Genomic DNA, 24,669 nt, shown 5'->3' with positions numbered 1-24,669 from the left:
TGGCCTTTGCTGGTGGAGCATCAGCTAAGCGCGAAGCTTACTTGACAGCCCAACCGGTCAGCTCGGCCAGGGCCTTGCCGATGTCTGCCAGCGAACGCACGGTTTTCACACCTGCGTCTTGCAGCGCAGCGAATTTCTCGTCTGCAGTGCCTTTGCCGCCGGAGATGATTGCGCCAGCATGGCCCATGCGCTTGCCCGGAGGAGCAGTCACACCAGCGATGTAGGAAACAACCGGCTTGGTCACGTGAGCCTTGATGTAGGCAGCCGCTTCCTCTTCAGCCGAACCGCCGATCTCGCCGATCATCACGATCGCCTCGGTCTTCGGGTCTTCCTGGAACAGCTTCAGGATGTCGATGAAGTTGGAGCCCGGAATCGGGTCACCACCGATGCCGACGCAGGTGGACTGACCGAAACCAGCGTCAGTGGTCTGCTTCACGGCTTCGTAGGTCAGGGTGCCGGAACGGGAAACGATACCGACCTTGCCTGGCAAGTGAATGTGACCTGGCATGATGCCGATCTTGCATTCGCCTGGAGTGATCACGCCTGGGCAGTTAGGGCCGATCAGGGTAACGCCCAGCTCGTCGCACTTAACTTTAGCGTCCAGCATGTCCAGGGTAGGAATGCCTTCGGTGATGCAGACGATCAGCTTGATGCCGCCGAAAGCTGCTTCCAGGATCGAGTCCTTGCAGAAAGGAGCCGGAACGTAGATCACGCTGGCGGTGGCGCCAGTGGCGGCTACAGCATCTTTCACGGTGTTGAAGACAGGCAGGCCCAGGTGCTCGGTGCCGCCTTTGCCCGGAGTTACGCCGCCAACCATCTTGGTGCCGTATTCGATGGCTTGCTGGGTGTGGAAACTACCTTGCGAACCGGTAATGCCCTGGCAGATAACTTTGGTGTCTTTATTGATCAGGACGCTCATTATTTGCCCTCCGCAGCTTTGACAACTTGTTGAGCAGCGTCGGTCAGGCTGGTAGCAGCGATGATGTTCAAGCCGCTTTCTGCCAGTACTTTAGCGCCCAGTTCAGCGTTGTTGCCTTCAAGGCGCACAACAACCGGGATTTTCACGCCGACTTCTTTCACCGCGCCGATGATGCCTTCGGCAATCATGTCGCAACGAACGATGCCGCCGAAGATGTTGACCAGCACTGCTGCGACGTTGGTGTCGGACAGGATGATCTTGAAGGCTTCGGTCACGCGCTCTTTGGTAGCACCACCACCTACGTCGAGGAAGTTGGCTGGCTTGCCGCCGTGCAGGTTGACGATGTCCATGGTACCCATGGCCAGGCCGGCACCGTTGACCATGCAGCCGATGTTGCCTTCCAGGGCTACGTAGTTCAGTTCGAACTTGGCAGCGTGCGCTTCGCGCGGATCGTCCTGCGACGGATCGTGGAAGGTTTTCAGCTTAGGCTGACGGTACATGGCGTTGGCGTCGATGTTGATCTTCGCGTCCAGGCAGTGCAGATCGCCATCGGCCTTGATCACCAGCGGGTTCACTTCCAGCAGCGCCAGATCGTGGTCCTGGAACAGTTTGGCCAGGCCTACGAAAATCTTGGCGAACTGAGCGACTTGCTTGCCTTCCAGACCCAGCTGGAAAGCCAGCTCGCGACCCTGGAACGGCTGAGCGCCGACCAGTGGATCGATAGTGGCCTTGAGGATTTTCTCAGGGGTGTCGTGAGCGATTTTCTCGATGTCCACGCCACCTTCGGTGGAAGCCATGAACACGATACGGCGGCTCGAACGGTCGACGACAGCGCCCAGGTACAGCTCTTTAGCGATATCAGTGCACGATTCAACCAGGATCTTGGTGACTGGCTGACCATTGGCGTCAGTCTGGTAAGTCACCAGACGCTTGCCCAACCACTGTTGAGCGAATGCTTTAGCGTCTTCTTTGCTGCGAACCAGCTTTACGCCGCCCGCTTTACCGCGACCACCGGCGTGAACCTGGGCTTTGACAACCCACTCGGAGCCGCCGATCTTGTCGCAAGCTGCCGCTGCTTCTTCCGGGGTGTCTACCGCGTAGCCTTTGGATACTGGCAGGCCGTATTCAGCGAACAGCTGCTTACCCTGATACTCGTGAAGATTCATGCTTTTTACCGTCTTCGTTAGGTACTGCGCATTCGGCGCTGCGCTCTTGATGAGTGCCGCGCCACCTGTGACCGCTCCTCACCGGACTCCCCTGCCCCACATCCACAGCCTGGGCTGTGGCACGGCGCATGAGGATTCCCGTGAGCTCGAGTCCAGCGGACGTTCCGCGGTGAGTCTTGCTCGCAAGGCTCACGACGGGCAATCCGCCGTGGTTTCTTATTGTCTTAACGCTTTTTGCGGTTGGCGATGTGGATGGCGCCGCCATTCACTGCCAATGCTGCTTCGTGCAGGGCTTCGGACAGGGTCGGATGGGAGAAAACCATCATGCCCAGGTCTTCGGCGCTGGTGCCGAATTCCATGCCGATCGCGCCTTGCTGAACCAGTTCCGCCGCGCTTGGGCCGATCACGTGGACGCCCAGTACGCGGTCAGTCTTGGCATCAGCGATGACTTTTACGAAACCGCCGGTGTCGTTGGCTGCCATGGCGCGGCCGCTGGCTGCGAACGGGAAGGTGCCGACGTTAACTTCAACGCCTTCAGCTTTCAAGGTCTGCTCGGTTTTACCGACCCACGCGATTTCCGGGTGAGTATAAATAACCGAAGGGATCAGGTCATAGTTCATCTGGGCCTTGTGGCCCTTGATGCGCTCGACGACCATGATGCCCTCTTCCGAAGCCTTGTGTGCCAGCATCATGCCGCGAACCACGTCGCCGATGGCGTAGACGCCCGGCACGGTGGTGGCGCAGTGATCGTCGACGTGCACGAAACCGCGCTCGTCCAGGGTCACGCCGCAATCGGCAGCCAGCAGATCAGTGGTCACCGGACGGCGACCAACGGCTACGATCAGCTTGTCGAAGGTGATGGTCTGTTCGCCATTGGCGTCGGTGTAGGTCACGACCACTTCTTCGCCGTTGACCTTGGAACCGGTGACGCGAGCGCCCAGCTTGATGTCCAGACCTTGTTTGGTCAGGGTTTTCAGCGCTTCCTTGGAGACGGCGGTATCGGCAGCCATCAGGAAGGTGTCCAGGGCTTCCAGGACAGTCACTTCGGCACCCAGGCGGGACCAGACCGAACCCAGTTCCAGGCCGATCACGCCAGCGCCGATCACGCCCAGGCGTTTTGGCACGGCCTGGAACTCCAGGGCGCCGGTGGAATCGACGATCACGTTCTGATCGACCGGAGCCGGTGGAATGTCGATTGGGCGAGAGCCTGGCGCCAGGATGACGTTTTCGGCCTCGATCACTTCAACCGAACCGTCTGGCTTGGTGACTTCGACTTTCTTGCCGGCCAGCAACTTGCCGTGGCCCTGGATGGAGGTCACGCCGTTGGCCTTGAACAGGGTGGCAACACCGCTGGTCAGGTTTTTCACGATGTTGGCCTTGCGACCGACCATCGCCGCGACATCCATGGACACGCCAGCGTGGCTGATACCGTGGATCGCGAAACCGTCCTGGGCTTCGTGGAATTTCCAGGAGCTGTCCAGCAGCGCCTTGGAAGGGATGCAGCCGACGTTCAGGCAAGTACCGCCGAGGGCCAGCTTGCCCTCCTTGTCGGTATATTTCTCGATGCAGGCAGTCGTGAGGCCGAGTTGCGCAGCTTTAATAGCGGCTACATAGCCGCCAGGGCCTGCGCCAATCACTACCACGTCGAATTTCTGAGTCATGTGTCATTCCTTCTCGAATCAAACCGGACGGCCCCTTGTGGAGGCCGTCGTGGGACGAAGCTGTTCGTTTCGGCGAAAGGCCGATCATCGCTGATCGGCCCAGGCTACGAAATCAGATATCCAGCAGCAGACGAGCCGGGTCTTCCAGCAGGTTCTTGATGGTAACCAGGAAGGTCACTGCTTCTTTACCGTCGATCAAACGGTGATCGTAGGACAGAGCCAGGTACATCATCGGACGGATAACCACCTGGCCGTTGATCGCCATAGGACGCTGCAGGATGTTGTGCATGCCCAGGATCGCCGCTTGCGGCGGGTTGACGATCGGGGTCGACATCATCGAACCGAAAGTACCACCGTTGGTAATGGTGAAGGTACCGCCGGTCATCTCTTCCATCGACAGTTTGCCATCACGGGCTTTCTTGCCGAAGGTGGCGATGCCGCCTTCGATTTCAGCCAGGCTCATCAGTTCGGCGTTACGCAGAACCGGAACCACCAGGCCGCGATCGCTGGACACGGCAACACCGATGTCGGCGTAGCCGTGGTAAACGATGTCGGAGCCGTCGATCGAGGCGTTGACCGCAGGGAAACGCTTCAGCGCTTCGGTGGCAGCCTTGACGAAGAACGACATGAAGCCCAGGCGTACGCCGTTGTGGGACTTCTCGAACAGATCCTTGTACTTCGAACGCAGGGCCATGACTTCGGTCATGTCGACTTCGTTGAAGGTGGTCAGCATCGCCATGTTCGACTGGGCTTCGACCAGGCGCTCGGCAACCTTGGCACGCAGACGGGTCATCGGCACGCGCTTCTCGACGCGGTCGCCGGCAGCGAACACCGGAGCAGCAGCGGCTGGAGCAGCGGCCTTGGCAGGCGCGGCAGCCGGAGCGGCTTTCTTGGCAGCAACGGCTGCAACCACGTCTTCCTTGGTCACGCGACCGCCTTTGCCGGTGCCGGCAACGGAGGCGATGTTGATGCCGTTCTCTTCAGCCAGCTTGCGCGCGGCTGGAGCGGCGATCGGGTCGTCTTCGCCGTCGGCGGCTGGAGCAGCGGCCTGAGCAGCAGCCGGGGCAGCGGCGGCTGGAGCAGCAGCGGCAGCAGCGCCTTCGTTGATGGAGCCCAGTACTTCGTCGGACAGAACGGTGTCGCCTTCGTTCTTGACGATAGCGCCCAGCACGCCGTCAGCGGTGGCTAGAACTTCCAGCACGACCTTGTCGGTTTCGATGTCGACGATCAGTTCGTCGCGCTTGACGGCGTCGCCCGGTTTTTTGTGCCAGGTGGCAACGGTGCCATCGGCAACCGATTCCGGGAAAGTGGGGGCTTTGATCTCGATAGCCATTATCTGTGGTTCCTTAAATTCGGTTTCAGGTGCGCGAAGGCGTTAAACAGTGAAAGCATCTTGCAGCAGTTTTTCCTGCTGCTCGGCGTGCATCGATGCATAACCACAAGCTGGGGCAGCAGAAGCGTCACGACCGGCGTACTCGAGTACGAGCGACTTGTTGTGACCGCTGACGATGCGACGCATGTGATGCTGGCTGCAGTACCAGGCACCCTGGTTCATCGGCTCTTCCTGACACCAAACGATGTGTTTGAGGTTCTTGTAAGGAGCCAGGACTTCGATCAGGTCGTCCTCAGGGAATGGGTACAGCTGCTCGATACGCACGACGGCGATGTCGTCACGACCTTCAGCGCGGCGTTTTTCCAGCAGGTCGTAGTAGACCTTGCCGCTGCACAGAATCAGACGGCCCACGTCTTTTGGATCCTGGGCGTCGATTTCCGGAATAACGGTCTGGAACGAACCTTCCGCCAGATCTTCCAGGGTCGAGATGGCCAGTTTGTGACGCAGCAGCGACTTCGGAGTCAGGACCACCAGCGGCTTGCGCAGCGGGCGAATCACCTGGCGACGCAGCAAGTGGTAGATCTGGGCCGGGGTGGTCGGCATGCAGACCTGGATGTTGTGCTCGGCGCACAGCTGCAGGTAACGCTCCAGGCGAGCCGAAGAGTGCTCCGGCCCCTGACCTTCATAACCGTGCGGCAACAGCATGGTCAGGCCGCAGAGACGGCCCCACTTGTGTTCGCCACTGGTGATGAACTGGTCGATGACCACTTGGGCACCGTTGGCGAAATCGCCGAATTGGGCTTCCCAGATCACCAGCGCGTTTGGCGTGGTGGTCGAGTAACCGTATTCGAACGCCAGTACGGCTTCCTCGGACAGGAACGAATCGTACAGATCGAAACGTGGCTGGCCTTCGTACAGGTGCTGCAACGGAATGTAGGTGCCGGCATCTTTCTGGTTGTGCAAGACCGCATGACGGTGCGAGAACGTACCGCGGCCGATGTCCTGGCCGGTCATGCGAATCGGGTGACCTTCGAACGCCAGGGTCGCGTATGCCATGGTTTCGGCATAACCCCAGTTGATCGGCAGGCCGCCGGCTTGCATTTTCTGACGGTCTTCGTAGATCTTCGCGACCTGACGCTGAACCACGAAACCTTCCGGCAGCTCCAGCAGCTTGGCGGACAGCTCCTGCAAGGTCTTCAGGTCGAAGGTGGTGTCGTGACGCGCAGTCCAGGCGTGGCCCAGATACGGACGCCAGTCCACGAACAACTCTTTGTTCGGTTCCTTGACCAGGCTCTTCACTACGTGCAGGCCGTTGTCCAGCGCGTTGCGGTATTCGTCGACCTTCGCCTGAACACGCTCGGCGTCGAGCACACTGCCCTGGACCAGGCGATCGGCATACAGCTCACGGGTGGTGCGCTGCTTGGCGATCTGTTGGTACATCAGGGGCTGGGTGCCGCTTGGCTCGTCCGCTTCGTTGTGGCCGCGACGGCGGTAGCAGACCAGGTCGATCACTACGTCGCGCTTGTACTGCATGCGGTAGTCGATGGCCAGCTGGGTCACGAACAACACGGCTTCCGGATCATCACCATTCACATGGAGGATCGGCGCCTGGATCATCTTCGCAACGTCGGTGGCGTACTCGGTGGAACGCGAGTCCAGCGGGTTGCTGATGGTGAAACCGACCTGGTTGTTGATGACGATGTGTACCGTACCGCCGGTCTTGAAACCGCGGGTCTGCGACATCTGGAAGGTTTCCATCACCACGCCCTGGCCGGCGAATGCCGCGTCGCCGTGGATGGAGATTGGCAGAACCTTCTCACCGGTAGGGTCGTTGCGGCGGTCCTGGCGGGCGCGTACCGAACCCTCGACCACTGGCGAAACGATTTCCAGGTGGGACGGGTTGAAAGCCATGGCCAGGTGAACTTCACCGCCGGTGGTCATCACGTTGGACGAGAAGCCCTGGTGGTATTTCACGTCACCGGAACCCAGCTCGACCTTTTTCTTGCCTTCGAACTCGTCGAACAGCTCGCGTGGGTTCTTGCCGAAGGTGTTGACCAGGACGTTGAGGCGACCGCGGTGGGCCATGCCGATCACGACTTCCTTGGTGCCGTAGGAACCGGAACGCTGGATCAGTTCGTCCAGCATCGGGATCAGGCTTTCGCCGCCTTCCAGGCCAAAACGCTTGGTGCCCGGGTACTTGGTGCCCAGGTATTTTTCGAGGCCTTCAGCTGCGGTGACGCGCTCGAGCAGGTGACCCTTGATGTCGGAGGAGTACGTCGGACGACCGCGTACGCTTTCCAGACGCTGCTGGAACCACTGGCGCTGCTCGGAATCGGTGATATGCGTAAATTCAGCGCCGATGGTGCGGCAATATGTCTGCTGCAACGCTTCGTGAATTTCGCGTAGGCTCGCTTCCTCTTTGCCGATGAACAGGTCGCCGGCACGGAAGGTCGTATCAAGATCGGCATTGGTCAAGCCGTAATGATTGATCGACAGGTCTGCAGGCGCAGGACGCTGCCACAGCCCCAGCGGGTCAAGCTGGGCTGCCTGGTGGCCACGCATACGGTAGGCCTGGATCAATCGCAGCACTTCAACTTGCTTCTTCTCGTGCTCGCTGCTCACGCTACCGGCGGATACCGGCTGGGCGCGGCGCTGGTTCTTTGCCAGCAACACGAAATGATCGCGGATTGTCGAGTGCGAAACATCGATGGCAGTGCTGCCGTCGGTAGGCAACTTCTGGAAGTAAGTGCGCCACTCTTCTGGCACAGCGTTAGGGTCGTGCAGGTAGAGCTCGTAGAGCTCTTCCACATAGGCAGCGTTACTACCGGATAGGTAGGCGCTGTTCCACATGCGCTGCATCACGCTTTCTTGCATGCTTGGTCACCCTCGGTTAGGGGAACACCACCGGCGAAGACACCGAGCAAACTTGCAGAAGTCCGAGTGCAGCGACCAAAACAAGCCACTTAGGATCACGCTGATAGTCCGGGTACCAGCCCGGATGCCCCTGCTTGTCTCATTTCTTCAAAATACGAGCGGCAACTTTGTGAGCTGCTGCTCAGCTTAAAACTACGGCGCCGGTTGAAGCCTGCGCCGTAGCCTCTACGGGTACAGCGGTCCTGCCTTTTACAACAGCTGGGTTACAGCAGCTGAATCACACACCGCTCGAGAGCAGCATGTTACGTATGTGACCGATGGCCTTAGTCGGGTTCAGGCCTTTCGGACAGACGTTGACGCAGTTCATGATGCCGCGGCAGCGGAATACGCTGAACGGATCATCCAGCGAAGCCAGACGCTCGGACGTCTTGGTGTCGCGGCTGTCTGCCAGGAAGCGATAAGCTTGCAGCAGAGCGGCCGGGCCCAGGAACTTGTCCGGGTTCCACCAGAAGGACGGGCAGGAAGTCGAGCAGCAAGCGCATAGGATGCACTCGTACAGACCGTCGAGCTTCTCGCGCTCTTCCGGGGACTGCAGACGCTCGATGGCCGGAGCCGGCGTGTCGTTCTGCAGGAATGGCTTCACCTTCTCGTATTGCTTGTAGAAGATGCTCATATCGACGACCAGGTCACGGATAACCGGCAAACCTGGCAGCGGACGAACAACCAGCTTGTTGTTCTTCACCACGGCAGACAGCGGCGTGATGCACGCCAGGCCGTTCTTGCCGTTGATGTTCATGCCGTCGGAACCGCAAACGCCTTCGCGGCAGGAACGACGATAGGAGAAACCCTCGTCCTGCTCTTTGATCAGCGCCAGCACGTCCAGCACCATCAAGTCCTTGCCACCGGTATCGACCTGGAAAACCTGGGTTTTCGGCGCGGAATCGGTGTCAGGGTTGTAACGATAAACTTCGACTTGCAACATATCGATCACCCTTTAGTAAGTTCGGACTTTTGGTTCAAACGTCGGAACAGTCTTCGGCGAGAAGTTAACGGCACGCTTGGCAACCCGCTTCTCACCCGGGAAGTACAGGGTGTGGCACAGCCAGTTTTCGTCGTCGCGGTCTTCGAAGTCTTCACGGGCGTGGGCGCCGCGGGACTCTTTGCGCACTTCGGCAGCGATGGCAGTGGCTTCGGCCACTTCCAGCAGGTTCTGCAGTTCCAGCGCTTCGATACGCGCAGTGTTGAACGCCTGCGACTTGTCGTTGATCTTGACGTTGGCGATACGGGTACGCAGCTCGGCCAGTTGGGCGATGCCCTTCTGCATGTATTCGCCGGTACGGAACACGCCGAAGTAGTTCTGCATGCAGCTTTGCAGCTCGCGACGCAGGGTTGCCACGTCTTCGCCGTCGGTACGCTCGTTCAGAGCGGACAGGCGCGCCAAGGCCGCTTCGATGTCGGCGTCGGTGGCGTCGTCGTATTCGATACCGTCAGTCAGCGCCTTTTCCAGGTGCAGGCCGGCAGCACGACCGAAGACCACCAGGTCGAGCAGCGAGTTACCGCCCAGGCGGTTGGCGCCGTGAACCGAAACGCAAGCCACTTCGCCTACGGCGAACAGACCATGAATGATCTCGTCCACGCCTTCGGCGTTCTGGGTGATCGCCTGACCATGAATATTGGTGGCGACGCCGCCCATCATATAGTGGCAAGTCGGAACGACCGGAACCGGAGCGACAACCGGATCAACGTGCGCAAAAGTCTTCGACAGCTCGCAGATGCCTGGCAGGCGGCTGTGCAGCACTTCCTCGCCCAGGTGGTCGAGCTTGAGCATCACGTGGTCGCCATTCGGACCGCAACCGTTGCCGGCGATGATTTCTTTAACCATCGAACGGGCAACCACGTCACGACCGGCAAGGTCCTTGGCGTTCGGAGCATAACGCTCCATGAAACGCTCGCCGTGCTTGTTGATCAGGTAACCGCCTTCACCGCGGCAGCCTTCGGTAACCAGTACACCGGCGCCGGCGATGCCGGTTGGGTGGAACTGCCACATTTCAATGTCTTGTACCGGCACGCCGGCACGCAGCGCCATGCCGACACCGTCACCGGTGTTGATCAGGGCGTTGGTAGTGGATGCATAGATACGACCTGCACCGCCGGTAGCCAGTACAGTGGCTTTCGCGCGGATGTAGGTCGTTTCGCCGGTCTCGATGCAGATCGCGATCACGCCGACGAACGCGCCGTCCTGGTTCTTCACCAGGTCAACAGCGTAGTACTCGTTCAGGAAGGTGGTGCCGGCTTTCAGGTTGCCCTGATAGAGGGTGTGCAGCAGCGCGTGACCGGTACGGTCGGAAGCCGCGCAGGTACGGGCAGCCTGGCCGCCTTTACCGTAATCCTTGGACTGACCGCCGAAAGGACGCTGGTAGATACGACCGGTTTCGGTGCGGGAGAACGGCAGACCCATGTGGTCCAGCTCGAAAACCGCGGCTGGGCCTTCCTGACACATGTATTCGATAGCGTCCTGGTCGCCGATATAGTCGGAACCCTTGACGGTATCGTACATGTGCCAGCGCCAGTCATCGTTCGGGTCGGCCGACGCGATCGCGCAGGTGATGCCGCCCTGGGCCGATACAGTGTGCGAACGGGTCGGGAACACCTTGGTGATAACAGCAGTCTTGTGGCCGCCCTGGGCCAGCTGCAATGCGGCACGCATGCCTGCACCGCCGCCGCCAATGATGATGGCGTCGAAAGAAATCGTTGGAATGTTAGCCATGAATCAGATACCCCAGAGAATCTGCACACCCCAGACGAAGTAGGCGAACATTGCAACGCCGCATACTGCCTGGAAAAGGAAACGTACCGCAGTCGCCGACTTGCCCAGCGCCATCGGCGTCAGGTAGTCGGTCGAAATGGTCCACATGCCGACCCAAGCGTGAGCGCCCAGGGCCACCATGGCCAGCAGACTGAAGATACGCATCCAGTTGTTTGCGAACAGTGCGTGCCATTGCTCATAGCCAAGGCCCGGGTTCGCAACGAGGTATCCGATCAGGAAGATGAAGTAAGCCGCGAGAACGACCGCAGACACGCGCTGCGCCATCCAGTCATAGAGGCCCGAACGCGACAGGTTCGTGACGTTAGTTACCATATCCAAACTCCTGCCAGAACGATTACCACCACGGATACGGCGATAACGATTTTAGAGCCCAGCTTGCCGCCTTCCAGCGTCTCACCGATGCCCATGTCCATGATCAAATGGCGCACGCCGGCAACCAGGTGATACAGCAAGGCGGACAGGATGCCCCAAATCACTAGCTTGGCTAGCGGACTGGTCAGACACGCTTTCACCTCACCGAAGCCTTCCTCGGAGCTGAGCGACTTGTCCAGTGCATAAAGCATGATGGCAAGGCACACAAAGAGGATGACACCGGAAACACGGTGAAGGATGGACGTGTAAGCAGTGACTGGGAGTTTGATGGTCCTTAGGTCTAGGTTTACAGGTCGTTGGCTATTCACGGCTTTTTTCACACTGAAGAGCCCCTAACAATCAGGGCAAAGTTGTTGGGGAGTGCACTGGTCAGGTACCCACCACCCAGGGAGTGACGACCCCCATCAAACCGGGCCCGAAAGCCCATGGCGGTCGGTGGCCGAGTATAGACAGTTAGGCTACTAATGACAACGCAAACACCTTCCCCTAATAGCTGATTGCGTTAGCCTTATAAAAGGCGTAAATGGCAGTGAATTTCGCTAAAAAATCCCTCCCAAAGCCTTCTGGGGCAAGACTTTAGGCAAATTGACATTCGGATTTATCTCACTATAGTGGTGCGGGCCCTGCGTGGGGGGTCTGTCTGATGATTTCAAGCATAAATAGGAGGCCACATGGCTGACAAAAAAGCGCAGTTGATCATCGAGGGCGCAGCCCCCGTCGAGCTGCCCATTTTAACCGGCACCGTTGGTCCCGATGTAATCGATGTTCGGGGCCTGACGGCCACGGGCCGCTTCACTTTTGACCCGGGTTTCATGTCGACCGCCTCCTGCGAGTCGAAAATCACCTATATCGACGGCGACAACGGCATCCTGCTGCACCGCGGCTACCCGATCGAGCAACTGGCTGAAAAGTCGGACTACCTGGAAACCTGCTACCTGCTGCTCAATGGCGAACTGCCGACCGCAGAACAGAAGGCCCAGTTCGTCGGCAACGTGAAGAACCACACCATGGTTCACGAGCAGCTGAAGACCTTCTTCAACGGCTTCCGTCGCGACGCTCACCCGATGGCCGTCATGTGCGGCGTAGTCGGCGCCCTATCGGCCTTCTACCACGACTCCCTGGACATCAATAACCCGCAGCATCGCGAAATCTCCGCGATCCGCCTGGTTGCCAAGATGCCAACCCTGGCAGCGATGGTTTACAAGTACTCCATGGGCCAACCCATGATGTACCCGCGCAACGACCTGTCGTACGCGGAAAACTTCCTGCACATGATGTTCAACACCCCGTGCGAGATCAAACCGATCAGCCCGGTACTGGCCAAGGCAATGGACCGGATCTTCATCCTCCATGCCGACCACGAGCAGAACGCATCGACCTCCACCGTGCGCCTGGCGGGCTCCTCGGGTGCCAACCCGTTCGCCTGTATCGCCGCCGGCATCGCCGCACTCTGGGGCCCGGCTCACGGCGGCGCCAACGAAGCGGTATTGACCATGCTCGACGAAATTGGCGATGTCTCGAACATCGACAAGTTCATCGCCAAGGCCAAGGACAAGAACGATCCGTTCAAGCTGATGGGCTTCGGTCACCGCGTCTACAAGAACCGCGACCCGCGCGCCACCGTCATGAAGCAGACCTGCGACGAAGTATTGCGTGAGCTGGGCATCAAGAACGATCCGCAACTCGAGCTGGCCATGCGCCTGGAAGAGATCGCCCTGACCGACCCGTACTTCATCGAGCGCTCGCTGTACCCGAACGTCGACTTCTACTCGGGGATCATCCTCAAGGCGATCGGCATTCCAACCAGCATGTTCACGGTGATCTTCGCCCTGGCGCGTACCGTCGGCTGGATCTCGCACTGGAAAGAAATGCTCTCCAGCCCTTACAAGATCGGCCGTCCTCGCCAGCTGTACACCGGCTACGAGTCGCGCGACATCACCAAGCTGGAAGATCGCAAGTAAGACCTGTTGCCTTGCGCTAACGTCTTGACTGCACCGGATACGGCCTCTTTATAGAGGCCGTATTTGTTTGGGCCTTATCGCAAGCGGCACCCTCCCGACAGGAACGAGCGTGCTGGCGATAACGATCGAAGCGTCCCCTGCCCTTTTGCTTCCCCCAATAAAAATGCCCCTGTCTCTCGACAGGGGCATTGGCGTTTAACGCAGCTTATATATAGAAGCCTTAGTGCGATACCGCCCCGCTGGCGCCCAGGCCAGTCTGCGAACGCACGAACTGCGGGAAGAACAGCGCCCGCTCGTTATCGGCCGCGGTGGACTTGTCGGTGACAGAGAAGAACCAGATCCCGATAAAGGCAATGATCATCGAGAACAGCGCCGGGTACTCGTAAGGGAAGATCGCCTTCTCATGGTGCAGAATCTGCACCCAGATGGTCGGACCGAGGATCATCAGGCCAACGGCGCTGACCAGCCCCAGCCAGCCGCCGATCATCGCGCCGCGGGTGGTGAGTTTCTTCCAGTACATGGAAAGCAGCAGTACCGGGAAGTTGCAACTCGCCGCGATGGAGAACGCCAGGCCCACCATGAACGCGATGTTCTGGCTTTCGAACAGAATGCCCAGGCCGATCGCCAGCACCCCGAGGCACACGGTGGTGATCTTCGAGACGCGGATTTCATCCTTCTCGTTGGCCTTGCCTTTCTTGATCACGCTGGCATACAGGTCGTGGGACACCGCCGAAGCGCCCGCCAGGGTCAGGCCGGCCACCACCGCCAGGATAGTGGCGAACGCCACCGCCGAGATAAAGCCCAGGAACACGCTGCCGCCCACGGCATTGGCCAGGTGCACCGCGGCCATGTTGTTGCCACCGAGCAGAGCGCCGGCCGCATCCTTGAACGCCGGGTTGGTACTGACCAGCAGGATCGCGCCAAAACCGATGATGAAGGTCAGGATATAGAAGTAGCCGATGAAGCCGGTGGCGTACAGCACACTCTTACGGGCTTCCTTGGCGTCGCTCACAGTGAAGAAGCGCATCAGGATATGCGGCAGGCCGGCGGTACCGAACATCAGTGCCAGGCCCAGGGAGAACGCCGAGATCGGATCCTTCACCAAGCCGCCAGGACTCATGATCGCTTCACCTTTGGGGTGAACCTTGATCGCCTCGGAGAACAGCATGTTGAAGTCGAAGTTGACATGCTTCATGACCATCAGCGCCATGAACGAGGCCCCCGACAGCAGCAGGACAGCCTTGATGATCTGCACCCAGGTGGTGGCCAGCATGCCGCCGAACAGCACGTACATCACCATCAGGATACCGACCAGGATCACCGCCACATGGTAGTCGAGGCCGAACAGCAGTTGGATCAACTTGCCGGCGCCGACCATCTGCGCGATCAGGTAGAACGCCACCACCACCAGCGAACCGCAGGCCGACAGCGTGCGGATCTGGGTTTGCCCGAGGCGATAGGACGCCACGTCGGCGAAGGTGTATTTGCCCAGGTTGCGCAGGCGCTCGGCGATCAGGAACAGAATGATCGGCCAACCCACCAGGAAGCCGATCGAATAGATCAGCCCGTCGTAGCCGGAAGTGAACACCAGGGCGGAAATCCCCAGGAAGGACGCTGCCGACATGTAGTCGCCGGCAATCGCCAGGCCGTTCTGGAAGCCGGTGATCTTGCCGCCCGCGGCATAGTAGTCGGCCGCCGACTTGTTACGCTTGGACGCCCAGTAGGTGATGCACAGGGTCGCGCCGACAAACAGCACGAACATGATGATCGCGGAGACATTGAGAGGTTGCTTGTGCACTTCGCCGGTCAGGGCATCAGCCGCCCAGAGGCTGGGAGCAAAAGATGCGACGCCAAGAAAAGCCAATAGACGCCGGATCATTGCTGAGCCTCCTTGAGAATCGCATTGTTCAGGTCGTCGAATTCGCCGTTGGCGCGTCGCACGTAGATACCGGTCAGGACAAAGGCCGCGACAATCAGCCCGACACCAATGGGAATACCCCAGGTGATGGATGATTCAGGGCTGAGTTTTGCCCCCAGTACATGGGGCCCGTAGGCAATCAGCAGGATGAAGCCCGAATAGAGCCCGAGCATGATCGCCGAAAGTATCCAGGCGAATCGTTCCCGCTTGCTGACCAGCTCCTTGAAACGCGAGCTGTTTTGAATCGAGAGGTAAATGCTGTCGTTCATTGTTTTTATCCTCGCAGCACAGATTTTAGTTGGAACGCAGCCTACTCTATGCAGCTCTGGAGCCGGTTCCAGACGACCTTAGTATTAGAACGACAGTACCCCTGACTAGGCTTTTGCTGCAGGCAAAACAAAAGGCCGCCGGGTGCGAACACCCGGCGGCCTCAAGACCTGCGACCTAGACACTTTGCGGTCAGTGGGAGGTCCACTCGGCGACGCGCTCAGGGTGTTTGGCCACCCATTCCTTGGCCGCCACTTCCGGCTTGGCGCCGTCCTGGATCGCCAGCATCACCTCGCCGATTTCATCCTTGGAAGCCCACTGGAACTTCTTCAGGAAGGCCGCGACTTCCGGGGCTTTCTTCTCCAGGCCTTTACTACCGATGCTATTGACGGTTTCCGCGGCGCCGTAGACGCCTTTCGGATCGTCCAGGAAGCGCAGTTTCCACTTGGCGAACATCCAGTGCGGCACCCAGCCGGTGACCGCGATGGAGTCGCTCTTCTCTTCGGCACGGGTCAGCTCGGCAATCATCGCCGCGCCCGAACTGGCTTGCAGCTTGTAGTCCAGGCCGTAGTCCTTGATGGCCTGGTCGGTCTTGAGCATCACGCCCGAGCCCGCGTCGATACCGACGATCTTGTTCTTGAAGGTGGTGTCGTCCTTCAGGTCGGCAATGCTCTTGGCCTTGACGTACTCCGGCACGATCAGGCCGATTTTCGCGTCCTTGAAGTTGGGACCGTAGTCGACCACCTTGTCCTTGTTCTTGGTCCAGTACTCGCCGTGAGTCACCGGCAGCCAGGCCGACAGCATGGCGTCCAGCTTGCCGGTGGCCACGCCCTGCCACATGATCCCGGTCGCCACCGCTTGCAGCTTCACGTCATAACCGAGCTTCTGCTTGATCACCTCAGACGCTATATACGTAGTCGCCACACTGTCCGACCAACCGTCGACATAGCCGATGCTCAGGGTTTTGCTGTCGGCGCTGGCCAGGGTGGAGCTGATCGCAAGTACCAGACCGGCACCTGCACCTAAGAGTCGTCGCATCTTCATCGTTACTTCCCCGAAAGTGCTGCGCCCGACGGATGCCGAGCCGCGTCAACGTATTGTTATGGTGCACAGCGCCCCCATTACGCCCGGCCGCAAACTCGTTCGAACATCGGCGCGATGGACCCATGAGAGCCCTGACGCTTCGATCATCAACCTGACGTCGAAGGCGACCTGCTCTGACTGCGACCTCAAGGCATTCAGCAACGACATCAGATAGCCAGTAACCAGGACCTGTCAAAAACCCCGGCCCGACCCCGCCCGAACTTTGCATGTCAAAATCATGCAGGCCACCTGGGCACCGGCGAATCCGGGTAAGATGCCCGGCTTTGCTTCCTGACGGCCCGCCCATGCCCTCGATGACCCGCTTCCCGCTCCTGCCCTATCTGTTCGCCTGCCTGCTGGGGCTCTTCGCCCTCTGCGGCTTCTGGTACGGCCTCGGCCAACCGGTGGTGCTGCCGGATGTCGCCAGCGCCAGCCACAAGCTGCAATGCGCGTCCTACACCCCGTTCGACAAGGACCAGTCGCCCTTCGACCAGCCGTTTCAATTGCGCCCGGAGCGCATGGACGCCGACCTGGCGCTGCTGTCGACGCGCTTTACCTGCATCCGCACCTACTCCATGACCGGCCTCGAAGCCCTGCCGGACCTGGCGCGCAAGCATGGCCTGAAGCTGATGATCGGCGCCTGGGTCAACAGCAACCCGGTGGACACCGAGAAGGAAGTCGACCTGCTGATCGCTTCGGCCAATGCCAACCCGGATGTGGTCGACTCGGTGATCGTCGGCAACGAAGCCCTGCTGCGCAAGGAAGTCACCGGCCCGCAACTGGCTCGGCTGATCAACAAGGTCAAGGCCCACGTCAAGCAGCCGGTGACCTACGCGGACGTCTGGGAGTTCTGGCTCAAGCACCCGGAAATCGCACCGGCGGTGGACTTCCTGACCATCCACCTGCTGCCTTACTGGGAAGACGACCCTTCCAACATCGATGCCGCGCTGAACCATGTCGCCCAGGTGCGCCAGGTCTTCGGCAACAAGTTCGCGCCCAAGGATGTGATGATCGGCGAAACCGGCTGGCCCAGCGAAGGCCGCCAGCGCGAAACCGCCCTGCCGAGCCGGGTCAACGAGGCCAAGTTCATCCGCGGTTTTGTAGCGCTGGCCGAACAGAACAACTGGCACTACAACCTGATCGAGGCCTTCGACCAGCCCTGGAAACGCGCCAGCGAAGGCGCGGTCGGCGGTTACTGGGGCCTGTTCGATGCCGATCGCCAAGATAAGGGCGTGCTCGCCGGACCGGTGTCGAACCTGCCTTACTGGCCGGTGTGGCTGGGGGTCGGCGGAGTGATTTTCCTCGCCACGCTGATCCTCGGCGGGCGGGTGCGCAGTACTCGCTCGGCCTTGCTCCTGCCACTGCTCGGCGCACTGGCTGCCTGTTCCATCGGCGCCTGGGGCGAACTGGCGCGGGTCACCAGCCGCTTTGCCGGGGAATGGTTCTGGGCCGGCCTGTTGCTGGCCCTGAACCTGCTGGTGCTGGCGCACGCGGCCTTGAGCCTGAGCGCAAAAACCGGCTGGCGCGAAGGAGCGTTCAAGCACCTGGAAAAACATGCCGGCTGGCTGCTTGCCGCGGCCGGTTTCGCCGCCGCAGTGATGATGCTGGAGCTGGTGTTCGACCCGCGTTATCGCAGTTTCCCCAGCGCTGCCCTGGTCTTGCCGGCCCTGGTCTACTTGTTCCGCCCGGTGCGGGCGCCGCGTCGCGAAATCGCCCTGCTGACCTTTATCGTCGGCGCCGGCATCGCTCCTCAGTTGTATCGCGAAGGCCTGGAAAACCAGCAGGCCTGGGGTTGGGCGCTGGTCAGCCTGCTAATGGTCGCCGCCCTGTGGCGCAGCTTGCGGGTGCGCAAAGCCTGATCCCCCACCCTGTAGGAGCGGCCGGTCGACGCTCGATTGCCCGCGATGGCAGCGCTGCGGTGTAACGTCAGTACCGTGTCATCGTTCATCGCGAGCCTGCTCGCTGCTACAAAAGGGTTTCGCGAGGCGCCCGGACCAGCCGCAAGGCGCCGATGACGATGGCAAACACCGCCAGGCTGGTGTTGTAGAGCGCCAGGGCCGGAAAGCCGAACACCAGCGCCAGCACCGCCAGGCCCCAGCCCGCACGGCCCGGCACCACGAAGGCGATCAGCGCCGTCGCCAGCGCCGCCCAGCCCATGACCTTGAAGTGGATCAACAGCCCCAGGTTGGAGCGCAGCTGGCACTCCCAACGGCTCGCCTCCTCGGCACAAAGGCCGACCCATCGAGCGTCCTCCATGAAGCCATAGCGCGCACCATAACTGGCGGCCAGCCACAGCGGCAGGACAACAAGCAGCAGAACCACGGGAAAACGGCGGGACATGAAGCACTCCGATCAATCAAAACGGCGCCCAGCATAATCGCCCGAGGCCGGTAAGCAAGCTTGTTACACAGATAACTGTTCAGTGAACTGCGGCAAAGTGTATCGTCTGGCAACTATAACCGCCGATCCGGCCTTGCCCTGCCCCGAACGTTTTTTGCGGCCAATCATGGCACTTCGGCGGTAACCCGGTGGTCATAGGCTGCGAACTTCACTCGGCACCTTCCTCTAAGGGATTTAGTCATGCTCCGTTCCTTGCGTTTCGCTGCCCTGCTTGGCGGCCTTATTTCGAGTGCGTCCGCACTGGCGGTCGACATCGACGCCGCCAGCTATGGCTACCCCCTGACCAATCCGTTCGAGGCGACCATCGCCACCACCCCGCCGGATCTGCGTCCGAAGCTGCCGAGCAACGACGACATCAACCAGTCGGACCGCAGCCTGACCCTGCGCCCCGAGCGCGAGTTCATCCTGCCGGACAACTTCTGGGCCGTGAAGAAACTCACCTATCGCATCGCCGAGCAGGACCACGCCGCCCCGCTGATCTTCCTGATCGCCGGCACCGGCGCGCGCTACGACAGCAGCCTCAACGAATACCTGAAGAAACTCTATTACCAGGCCGGCTATCATGTGGTGCAGTTGTCCTCGCCCACCAGCTTCGACTTCATCAGCGCCGCCTCGCGCTTCGCCACGCCGGGCGTGACCAAGGAAGACGCCGAAGACATGTACCGCGTGATGCAGGCGGTCCGCGCGCAGAACCCGAAACTGCCGGTCACCGACTTCTACCTCACCGGCTACAGCCTCGGCGCCCTGGACGCGGCCTTCGTCAGCAAGCTGGATGAAACCCGGCGCAGCTTCAACTTCAAGAAAGTCCTGCTGCTCAACCCGCCGGTCAACCTCTATACCTCCATCACCAACCTCGACAAGCTGGTGCAGACCGAGGTCAAGGGCATCAACAACACCACCACCTTCTACGAGCTGGTGCTGAACAAGCTGACCCGCTACTTCCAGCAGAAAGGCTACATCGACCTCAACGACGCCCTGCTCTACGACTTCCAGCAATCCAAGCAGCACCTGAGCAACGAACAGATGGCGATGCTGATCGGCACCTCGTTTCGCTTCTCCGCCGCCGACATCGCGTTCACCTCGGACCTGATCAACCGCCGGGGCCTGATCACCCCGCCCAAGTACCCGATCAGCGAAGGCACCAGCCTCACGCCGTTCCTCAAGCGTGCCCTGCAATGCGATTTCGACTGCTACCTCACCGAGCAGGTGATTCCGATGTGGCGCGCCCGCACCGACGGTGGCAGCGTCCTGCAACTGATCGACCAGGTGAGCCTGTACGCGCTCAAGGACTACCTGCGTGACAGCCCGAAAATCGCCGTGATGCACAACGCCGACGACGTGATCCTCGGCCCCGGCGACCTCGGTTTCCTGCGCAAGACCTTCGGCGACCGGCTGACGGTCTACCCCCATGGCGGCCATTGCGGCAACCTCAACTACCGCGTCAACAGCGACGCCATGCTGGAGTTCTTCCGTGGCTAAACATCTCCTGCTTATCGCTGCGTTGCTCTGCACAGGCTATGCCCAGGCCGACGACGGCAAGCCCGCCGCCCCGGCAGCCGCGGACCCGGACGGCTTCACCGAGCCGCTCAAGCAACTCAAGTTCAACCCGGGCCTGGACCAGCGCGAATTCGAGCGCTCGACCCTGACCGCGCTGAACGTCTACGACCCGCTGGAGTCATGGAACCGCCGGGTGTACCACTTCAACTACCGCTTCGACCAATGGGTCTTCCTGCCGGTGGTCGACGGTTACCGCTACATCACCCCAAGCTTCCTGCGCACCGGGGTGAGCAACTTCTTCAACAACCTGGGCGACGTGTCCAACCTGGTCAACAGCCTGTTGCAGTTCAAGGGCGAGCGCTCGCTGAACACCACCGCCCGCCTTCTGCTCAACACCACCATCGGCATCGGCGGTCTCTGGGACCCGGCCACCAGCATGGGCCTGCCGCGCCAGAGCGAAGACTTCGGCCAGACCCTGGGCTTCTACGGCGTACCGGGCGGCGCCTATTTCGTCCTGCCGATCCTCGGCCCCTCGAACATTCGCGACACCGCCGGCCTAGCCGTGGACTACACCGCCGAGTCGGCGATCAACTTCCTCAATGTTTCCAAGGTCAGTGAAAACCATCCGGAGATCTGGGTCCTGCGCGGCGTCGACAAGCGCTACCAGACCAGCTTCCGCTACGGCCAGCTGAACTCGCCGTTCGAGTACGAGAAAGTCCGCTACGTCTACACCGAAGCCCGCAAGCTGCAAATCGCCGAGTGACCGCTCCAGGCCCCCGCACGGGGGCCTGGCCGTTCTACCCCCAACACGCCCTCTTCGCCGGACAGCAAAAATCCCCATTGGAATTTTCCGGGCAAGTCGATACGATGCTAATCGCTAGCTAGCTATCTATGTGCCTTGCGAATGAAATTTCCCGCCTTTCGAGTTCCCGATTTCTGGTTGGCCGTCCTGGCCCCCAGCCGCAACGACCTGCTGTTCGCCATCCGGAACATGATCGCCGGCGGCATCGCCTTGTACCTGGCCTTTCGCTTCAACCTCGAACAGCCGCAATGGGCCCTGACCACCGTCTTCATCGTCAGCCAGCCCAGCAGCGGCATGGTCCTGGCCAAGAGCGCCTTTCGCCTGCTCGGCACCTTGACCGGGGCCCTGGCCTCGATTGTGCTGATCGCCCTGTTCGGCCAGGCGCCGCTGCTCTTCCTGCTGGTGATGGCGCTCTGGCTGGCCTTCTGCACCACCGGCGCCTCATTGCTGCGCAACCATGCCTCCTACGGCTTCGTACTGGCCGGCTACACCACCGCGATCATCGCCCTGCCCGCCACCGCCAGCCCGCTGCTGGTATTCGACCAGGCCGTGGCCCGCTGTTCGGAAATCGGCCTGGGCATCATCTGCGCGGCGGTCGCCAGCACCGTGCTCTGGCCGCGCCGGATCGAGCAGACGCTGGCCGTCCAGGGCAAGCTCGCCTGGCAGGCCGGGATGCGCGCCGCGGCCTCCGAGCTGATCGGCCAGGACCAGCGCAAAGGGCTGCTCGAAGCCCTCGGCAAGCTGGTGGCGGTCGACGCCCAGCGCGACCATGCCTGGTTCGAAGGGCCCCAGGGGCGCCGCCGCTCCCAGGCCCTGCGCGTGCTCAGTCGCGACTTACTGAGCCTATTGCGCGCCGCCCGCAGCGTGGCCCGGCAACGGCTGATGCTCGACAGCGGCGCGAACGCCAGCGTCACGCCCCTGATCGAACAGCTGGCAGTGGCCCTGGAGAACAGTAGCCAGAAAGACATCAGCCAACTCGCGACGCGTTTGCAAGAAGCGCTACAGGACCCTGGCCTGTCGCAGGAGGCGCATTTTTGCCTGATGCAACTGGCCCAGGTTCCCGCATTGCTCGAGCGCAGCGCGCGCACGCTGCAGGCCGTCGAGCAGGGCCAGGTGCCGCCCGGCGCGCCGGGCGCCCTGTCTTGGCACCGGGATATCGAACAGGGCGTCCTTGGCGGCCTGCGCAGCGCCCTGGCGTTTCTCGCCGTGGCCGGTTTCTGGATCGGCTCGGCCTGGCCTTCCGGCCTCGGCGCGCTGTCGATCTGCGGGGTGGTCCTGAGCCTGTTCGCCGGCCGCGAAAATCCCTCCGCCTCCAGCCTCAACTTCCTCAAGGGCATTGCCCTGTCGGTCCCGGTCGCCGGGTTCGTCGGCCTGGTGCTGCTGCCGGGCTGGGACGGTTTCCCGCTGTTGTGCGTAGGCCTGGGGGTGCCACTGTTTTTCGCCTCGCTGTGCATGAGCCGGCCCAGCATGGCGCCGGTGGCGTCGGCGTTCTGCATCTTCTTCGTGAACAACGTCGGCCCCGGCAACCTGATGACCTATGACCTGGGCAACTTTCTCAACAAGGCCATGGCCACGCTGATCGGCGTCGGCATCGCGGTGCTGGTGTTTCGCATGGTCAGCCTCAACCCCGGCGAACATCACTACCGGCGGATGTTCCGCGCCTCGCTGTTCGACCTCGCTCAACTCACCTCACGCCCGCTGGAACAGGCCGAAAGCTGGTTCGGCGGGCGCATGGCCGACCGCCTGATCCGCCTGGCCCGCTACTCCGAAAGCCTGCCCCAGGAGCGTCGCCGGCACTGGGACAACGGCCTGCTCGGGCTCGACCTGGGCGACGAACTGCTGCAACTGCGCGCCAGCCTGGGCGCAGCCCGCGGGGCTCTGGCGGACGAACGCGAGCGTTACCTGCACAGCATCGCCAGCCTGCTCAAGGCTGGCGGGCCGATGCCACAGCGCACCGATCGGCTGGACGCGCCGACCATCGCCCTGCTCAAGGCCCTGGAGCAGGCTGCGCAACTCTCGGAGCAGGATCTGGAAATGGCCAGGGCGGCCCTGATGCAGCTGCAGTTCACCTGGCACAAATGGTGCCGCCTGACGCGCCACGAGCCCCGCGCGGCGGCTGCCGCCCCAGCGTAATCAACAGGCAAAAAAAACCGCCACGCGCCGATTCGGCAGGTGGCGGCGAAGAGGCCTGGCAGTCGCTCAGGCTTGCAGCAGAGGGTACAGGGATATCACTAGCAGCAGCGCCATGCCGTAGTTGAACAGGCGCAACCAGCGCGGATCGCGCAGGACATTGCGCAGCACGCTGCCGAACCCGGCCCAGACCCCGACGCTCGGCGCATTGATCAAGGCAAACAGGCTGGCGATCACCACCACATTGAAGAAGTAACCCTGCAACGGCGTATAGGTACTGATGGCCCCCAGCGCCATGACCCAGGCCTTGGGGTTGACCCACTGGAACGCCGCTGCGCCCCAGAACCCCAGCGGCCGCCCCTTGCCGTCGGTCTCCTGGGACACCGGCCCGGAACGGGCGATGTTCCAGGCCAGGTACAACAGGTAGGCGGCACCGACGTAGCGCAGCACCTTGTACAGCACCGGGTAGGCCTCGAACACCGCTCCCAGGCCCAGCCCGACCGCCAGCACCAGTACCAGGAATCCCGAACTGATCCCGAGGATGTGCGGCACCGTGCGACGGAAACCGAAATTCACCCCCGAGGCCAGCAACATGGCGTTGTTCGGTCCGGGGGTTACCGAGGTGACAAAGGCGAACAAGGCGAAAGCCAACAACAAGTCGATCGACAACGGCATACATTCATCCTGAGAAGTACATGCTCCGAACAGAGCCCTGATTCATTGTTTTCACCCCGATGACCACCGCGGGCGAGACCCAACCACGCTTACAGCAACGACCCGATGAAGCCGGCGGCGACGATCGAGTAGAACGCACCGCACACCAGGCCGAAAGCCTTGCGCGTACGGACGAAAAAAGGCTCCGCCGAACGTGCGGAGAAGGCCAGGGCATAGGCGCAGAAAATCACGAAGCCGGCGACCGCGCAGCTGCCCACCAGCACGAAGCTGGCCCAGGACGGGGCCGTGGCGCTAAGGCCCACGGTGGTCACGGTGAACCAGGTCAGCGCCGCCTTGGGGTTGGTCAAGTGGATGCCCAGCCCTTGCAGGTAGAAGCCCAACGTGCGGGTCTGCTTGGCCCGGGCGCGGTTGAGGTTGACCGCGTTCGGGCTCAGGGCGCCGCGTATGGACTTGTAGGCCAGCCACAACAGGTAGCAGGCGCCGAGGATCTTCAACCAGACCAGCACCTGAGTGTTGGACATCAGCAAGGCCGAGACCCCCGCCGCCGTCATCGCGCCCCAGCACAACGAACCGGAAATGACCCCGGCCGCCAACGCCAGCCCCGGGGTACGCCCGTAACTGAGCGAGGTGTTGGCAATCGCCAGGTTCCCCGGGCCAGGGCTGGCGGTTCCGATGACATACACAGCCATAGCAGCACCAAAGCTCGATAGATCAAACATTTGACGGTCTCTTGTAGAAGTCGCGGGAGCAGGGTTTACCAACCGGGGATGCCGCCCCGCGCGGG

Annotated in this window: 20 protein-coding genes; 5 read left to right on the top strand and 15 right to left on the bottom strand. The window is 61.2% G+C overall.

What is annotated here, in order from left to right:
• Positions 1–37: 37 nt before the first annotated feature.
• The 9 genes from sucD to sdhC form a co-directional block, all read right to left on the bottom strand.
• On the bottom strand, positions 38–919 hold the full coding sequence (sucD, locus tag BTN82_RS08115) for a succinate--CoA ligase subunit alpha (RefSeq protein ID WP_003223019.1): 882 nt from the start codon (positions 917–919) through the stop codon (positions 38–40).
• Entirely contained in the window at positions 919–2,085 is a 1,167-nt protein-coding gene (gene sucC / locus BTN82_RS08110) for an ADP-forming succinate--CoA ligase subunit beta (protein ID WP_075118636.1), read from the bottom strand. Before sucC ends, sucD begins: the two co-directional genes overlap by 1 nt.
• A 224-nt stretch (positions 2,086–2,309) precedes the next feature.
• Positions 2,310–3,746, bottom strand: a complete 1,437-nt coding sequence (gene lpdA, locus BTN82_RS08105; RefSeq protein WP_075118635.1) for a dihydrolipoyl dehydrogenase — start codon at positions 3,744–3,746, stop codon at positions 2,310–2,312.
• Between the two features lie 112 nt (positions 3,747–3,858).
• On the bottom strand, positions 3,859–5,079 hold the full coding sequence (gene odhB, locus BTN82_RS08100) for a 2-oxoglutarate dehydrogenase complex dihydrolipoyllysine-residue succinyltransferase (protein ID WP_075118634.1): 1,221 nt from the start codon (positions 5,077–5,079) through the stop codon (positions 3,859–3,861).
• 42 nt (positions 5,080–5,121) lie between these two features.
• Complete coding sequence (locus tag BTN82_RS08095; RefSeq protein ID WP_075118633.1) at positions 5,122–7,953, bottom strand: 2-oxoglutarate dehydrogenase E1 component; 2,832 nt, start codon at positions 7,951–7,953, stop codon at positions 5,122–5,124.
• A 277-nt stretch (positions 7,954–8,230) separates the two neighbouring features.
• Positions 8,231–8,935: a succinate dehydrogenase iron-sulfur subunit gene (locus BTN82_RS08090; RefSeq protein ID WP_007931501.1), complete on the bottom strand. Its 705-nt coding sequence runs from the start codon at positions 8,933–8,935 to the stop codon at positions 8,231–8,233.
• Positions 8,936–8,947: 12 nt separating this feature from the next.
• On the bottom strand, positions 8,948–10,720 hold the full coding sequence (gene sdhA, locus BTN82_RS08085) for a succinate dehydrogenase flavoprotein subunit (protein WP_075118632.1): 1,773 nt from the start codon (positions 10,718–10,720) through the stop codon (positions 8,948–8,950).
• A 3-nt stretch (positions 10,721–10,723) separates the two neighbouring features.
• A complete protein-coding gene (sdhD, locus tag BTN82_RS08080) occupies positions 10,724–11,092 on the bottom strand; it encodes a succinate dehydrogenase, hydrophobic membrane anchor protein (protein WP_044461926.1) in 369 nt (122 codons plus the stop codon).
• Positions 11,086–11,472, bottom strand: coding sequence for a succinate dehydrogenase, cytochrome b556 subunit (gene sdhC / locus BTN82_RS08075; RefSeq protein WP_186828366.1), 387 nt, complete (start codon positions 11,470–11,472; stop codon positions 11,086–11,088). The genes sdhD and sdhC overlap by 7 nt, the downstream gene beginning before the upstream one ends.
• A gap of 351 nt (positions 11,473–11,823) precedes the next feature.
• Here sdhC and gltA point away from each other — a divergent pair, with 351 nt between their 5' ends.
• Positions 11,824–13,113, top strand: a complete 1,290-nt coding sequence (gene gltA, locus BTN82_RS08070) for a citrate synthase (RefSeq protein WP_075118630.1) — start codon at positions 11,824–11,826, stop codon at positions 13,111–13,113.
• 220 nt (positions 13,114–13,333) lie between these two features.
• Here the strand turns inward: gltA and BTN82_RS08065 are convergent, their stop codons facing one another.
• The 3 genes from BTN82_RS08065 to BTN82_RS08055 form a co-directional block, all read right to left on the bottom strand.
• Complete coding sequence (locus BTN82_RS08065) at positions 13,334–14,992, bottom strand: cation acetate symporter (protein WP_075118629.1); 1,659 nt, start codon at positions 14,990–14,992, stop codon at positions 13,334–13,336.
• Positions 14,989–15,300, bottom strand: coding sequence for a DUF485 domain-containing protein (locus BTN82_RS08060; protein ID WP_009042787.1), 312 nt, complete (start codon positions 15,298–15,300; stop codon positions 14,989–14,991). The genes BTN82_RS08065 and BTN82_RS08060 overlap by 4 nt, the downstream gene beginning before the upstream one ends.
• 190 nt (positions 15,301–15,490) lie before the next feature.
• A complete protein-coding gene (locus tag BTN82_RS08055; protein ID WP_075118628.1) occupies positions 15,491–16,342 on the bottom strand; it encodes a glycine betaine ABC transporter substrate-binding protein in 852 nt (283 codons plus the stop codon).
• Positions 16,343–16,686: 344 nt separating this feature from the next.
• Here BTN82_RS08055 and BTN82_RS08050 point away from each other — a divergent pair, with 344 nt between their 5' ends.
• A complete protein-coding gene (locus BTN82_RS08050) occupies positions 16,687–18,240 on the top strand; it encodes a beta (1-6) glucans synthase (RefSeq protein ID WP_075118627.1) in 1,554 nt (517 codons plus the stop codon).
• Positions 18,241–18,346: 106 nt separating this feature from the next.
• Here the strand turns inward: BTN82_RS08050 and BTN82_RS08045 are convergent, their stop codons facing one another.
• Positions 18,347–18,721: a hypothetical protein gene (locus BTN82_RS08045; protein ID WP_075118626.1), complete on the bottom strand. Its 375-nt coding sequence runs from the start codon at positions 18,719–18,721 to the stop codon at positions 18,347–18,349.
• Between the two features lie 240 nt (positions 18,722–18,961).
• Between BTN82_RS08045 and BTN82_RS08040 the strand changes: the two genes are divergently transcribed.
• From BTN82_RS08040 to BTN82_RS08030, 3 genes are all read left to right on the top strand, one after another.
• A complete protein-coding gene (locus BTN82_RS08040; protein ID WP_075118625.1) occupies positions 18,962–20,260 on the top strand; it encodes a serine/threonine protein kinase in 1,299 nt (432 codons plus the stop codon).
• On the top strand, positions 20,253–21,041 hold the full coding sequence (locus BTN82_RS08035; protein WP_075118624.1) for a VacJ family lipoprotein: 789 nt from the start codon (positions 20,253–20,255) through the stop codon (positions 21,039–21,041). The genes BTN82_RS08040 and BTN82_RS08035 overlap by 8 nt, the downstream gene beginning before the upstream one ends.
• Before the next feature lie 141 nt (positions 21,042–21,182).
• Positions 21,183–23,213, top strand: a complete 2,031-nt coding sequence (locus tag BTN82_RS08030) for an FUSC family protein (RefSeq protein WP_075118623.1) — start codon at positions 21,183–21,185, stop codon at positions 23,211–23,213.
• A gap of 66 nt (positions 23,214–23,279) precedes the next feature.
• Here BTN82_RS08030 and BTN82_RS08025 read toward each other — a convergent pair whose 3' ends face one another.
• Entirely contained in the window at positions 23,280–23,885 is a 606-nt protein-coding gene (locus tag BTN82_RS08025) for a LysE family translocator (RefSeq protein WP_075118622.1), read from the bottom strand.
• Positions 23,886–23,974: 89 nt separating this feature from the next.
• Positions 23,975–24,604: a LysE family translocator gene (locus BTN82_RS08020; protein ID WP_075118621.1), complete on the bottom strand. Its 630-nt coding sequence runs from the start codon at positions 24,602–24,604 to the stop codon at positions 23,975–23,977.
• Positions 24,605–24,669 lie beyond the last annotated feature (65 nt).

Origin of the sequence: Pseudomonas chlororaphis (assembly GCF_001921865.1) — a bacterium.
Lineage (GTDB): Bacteria > Pseudomonadota > Gammaproteobacteria > Pseudomonadales > Pseudomonadaceae > Aquipseudomonas > Aquipseudomonas chlororaphis_D.
This window is presented reverse-complemented; position numbering and strand designations above follow the sequence as displayed.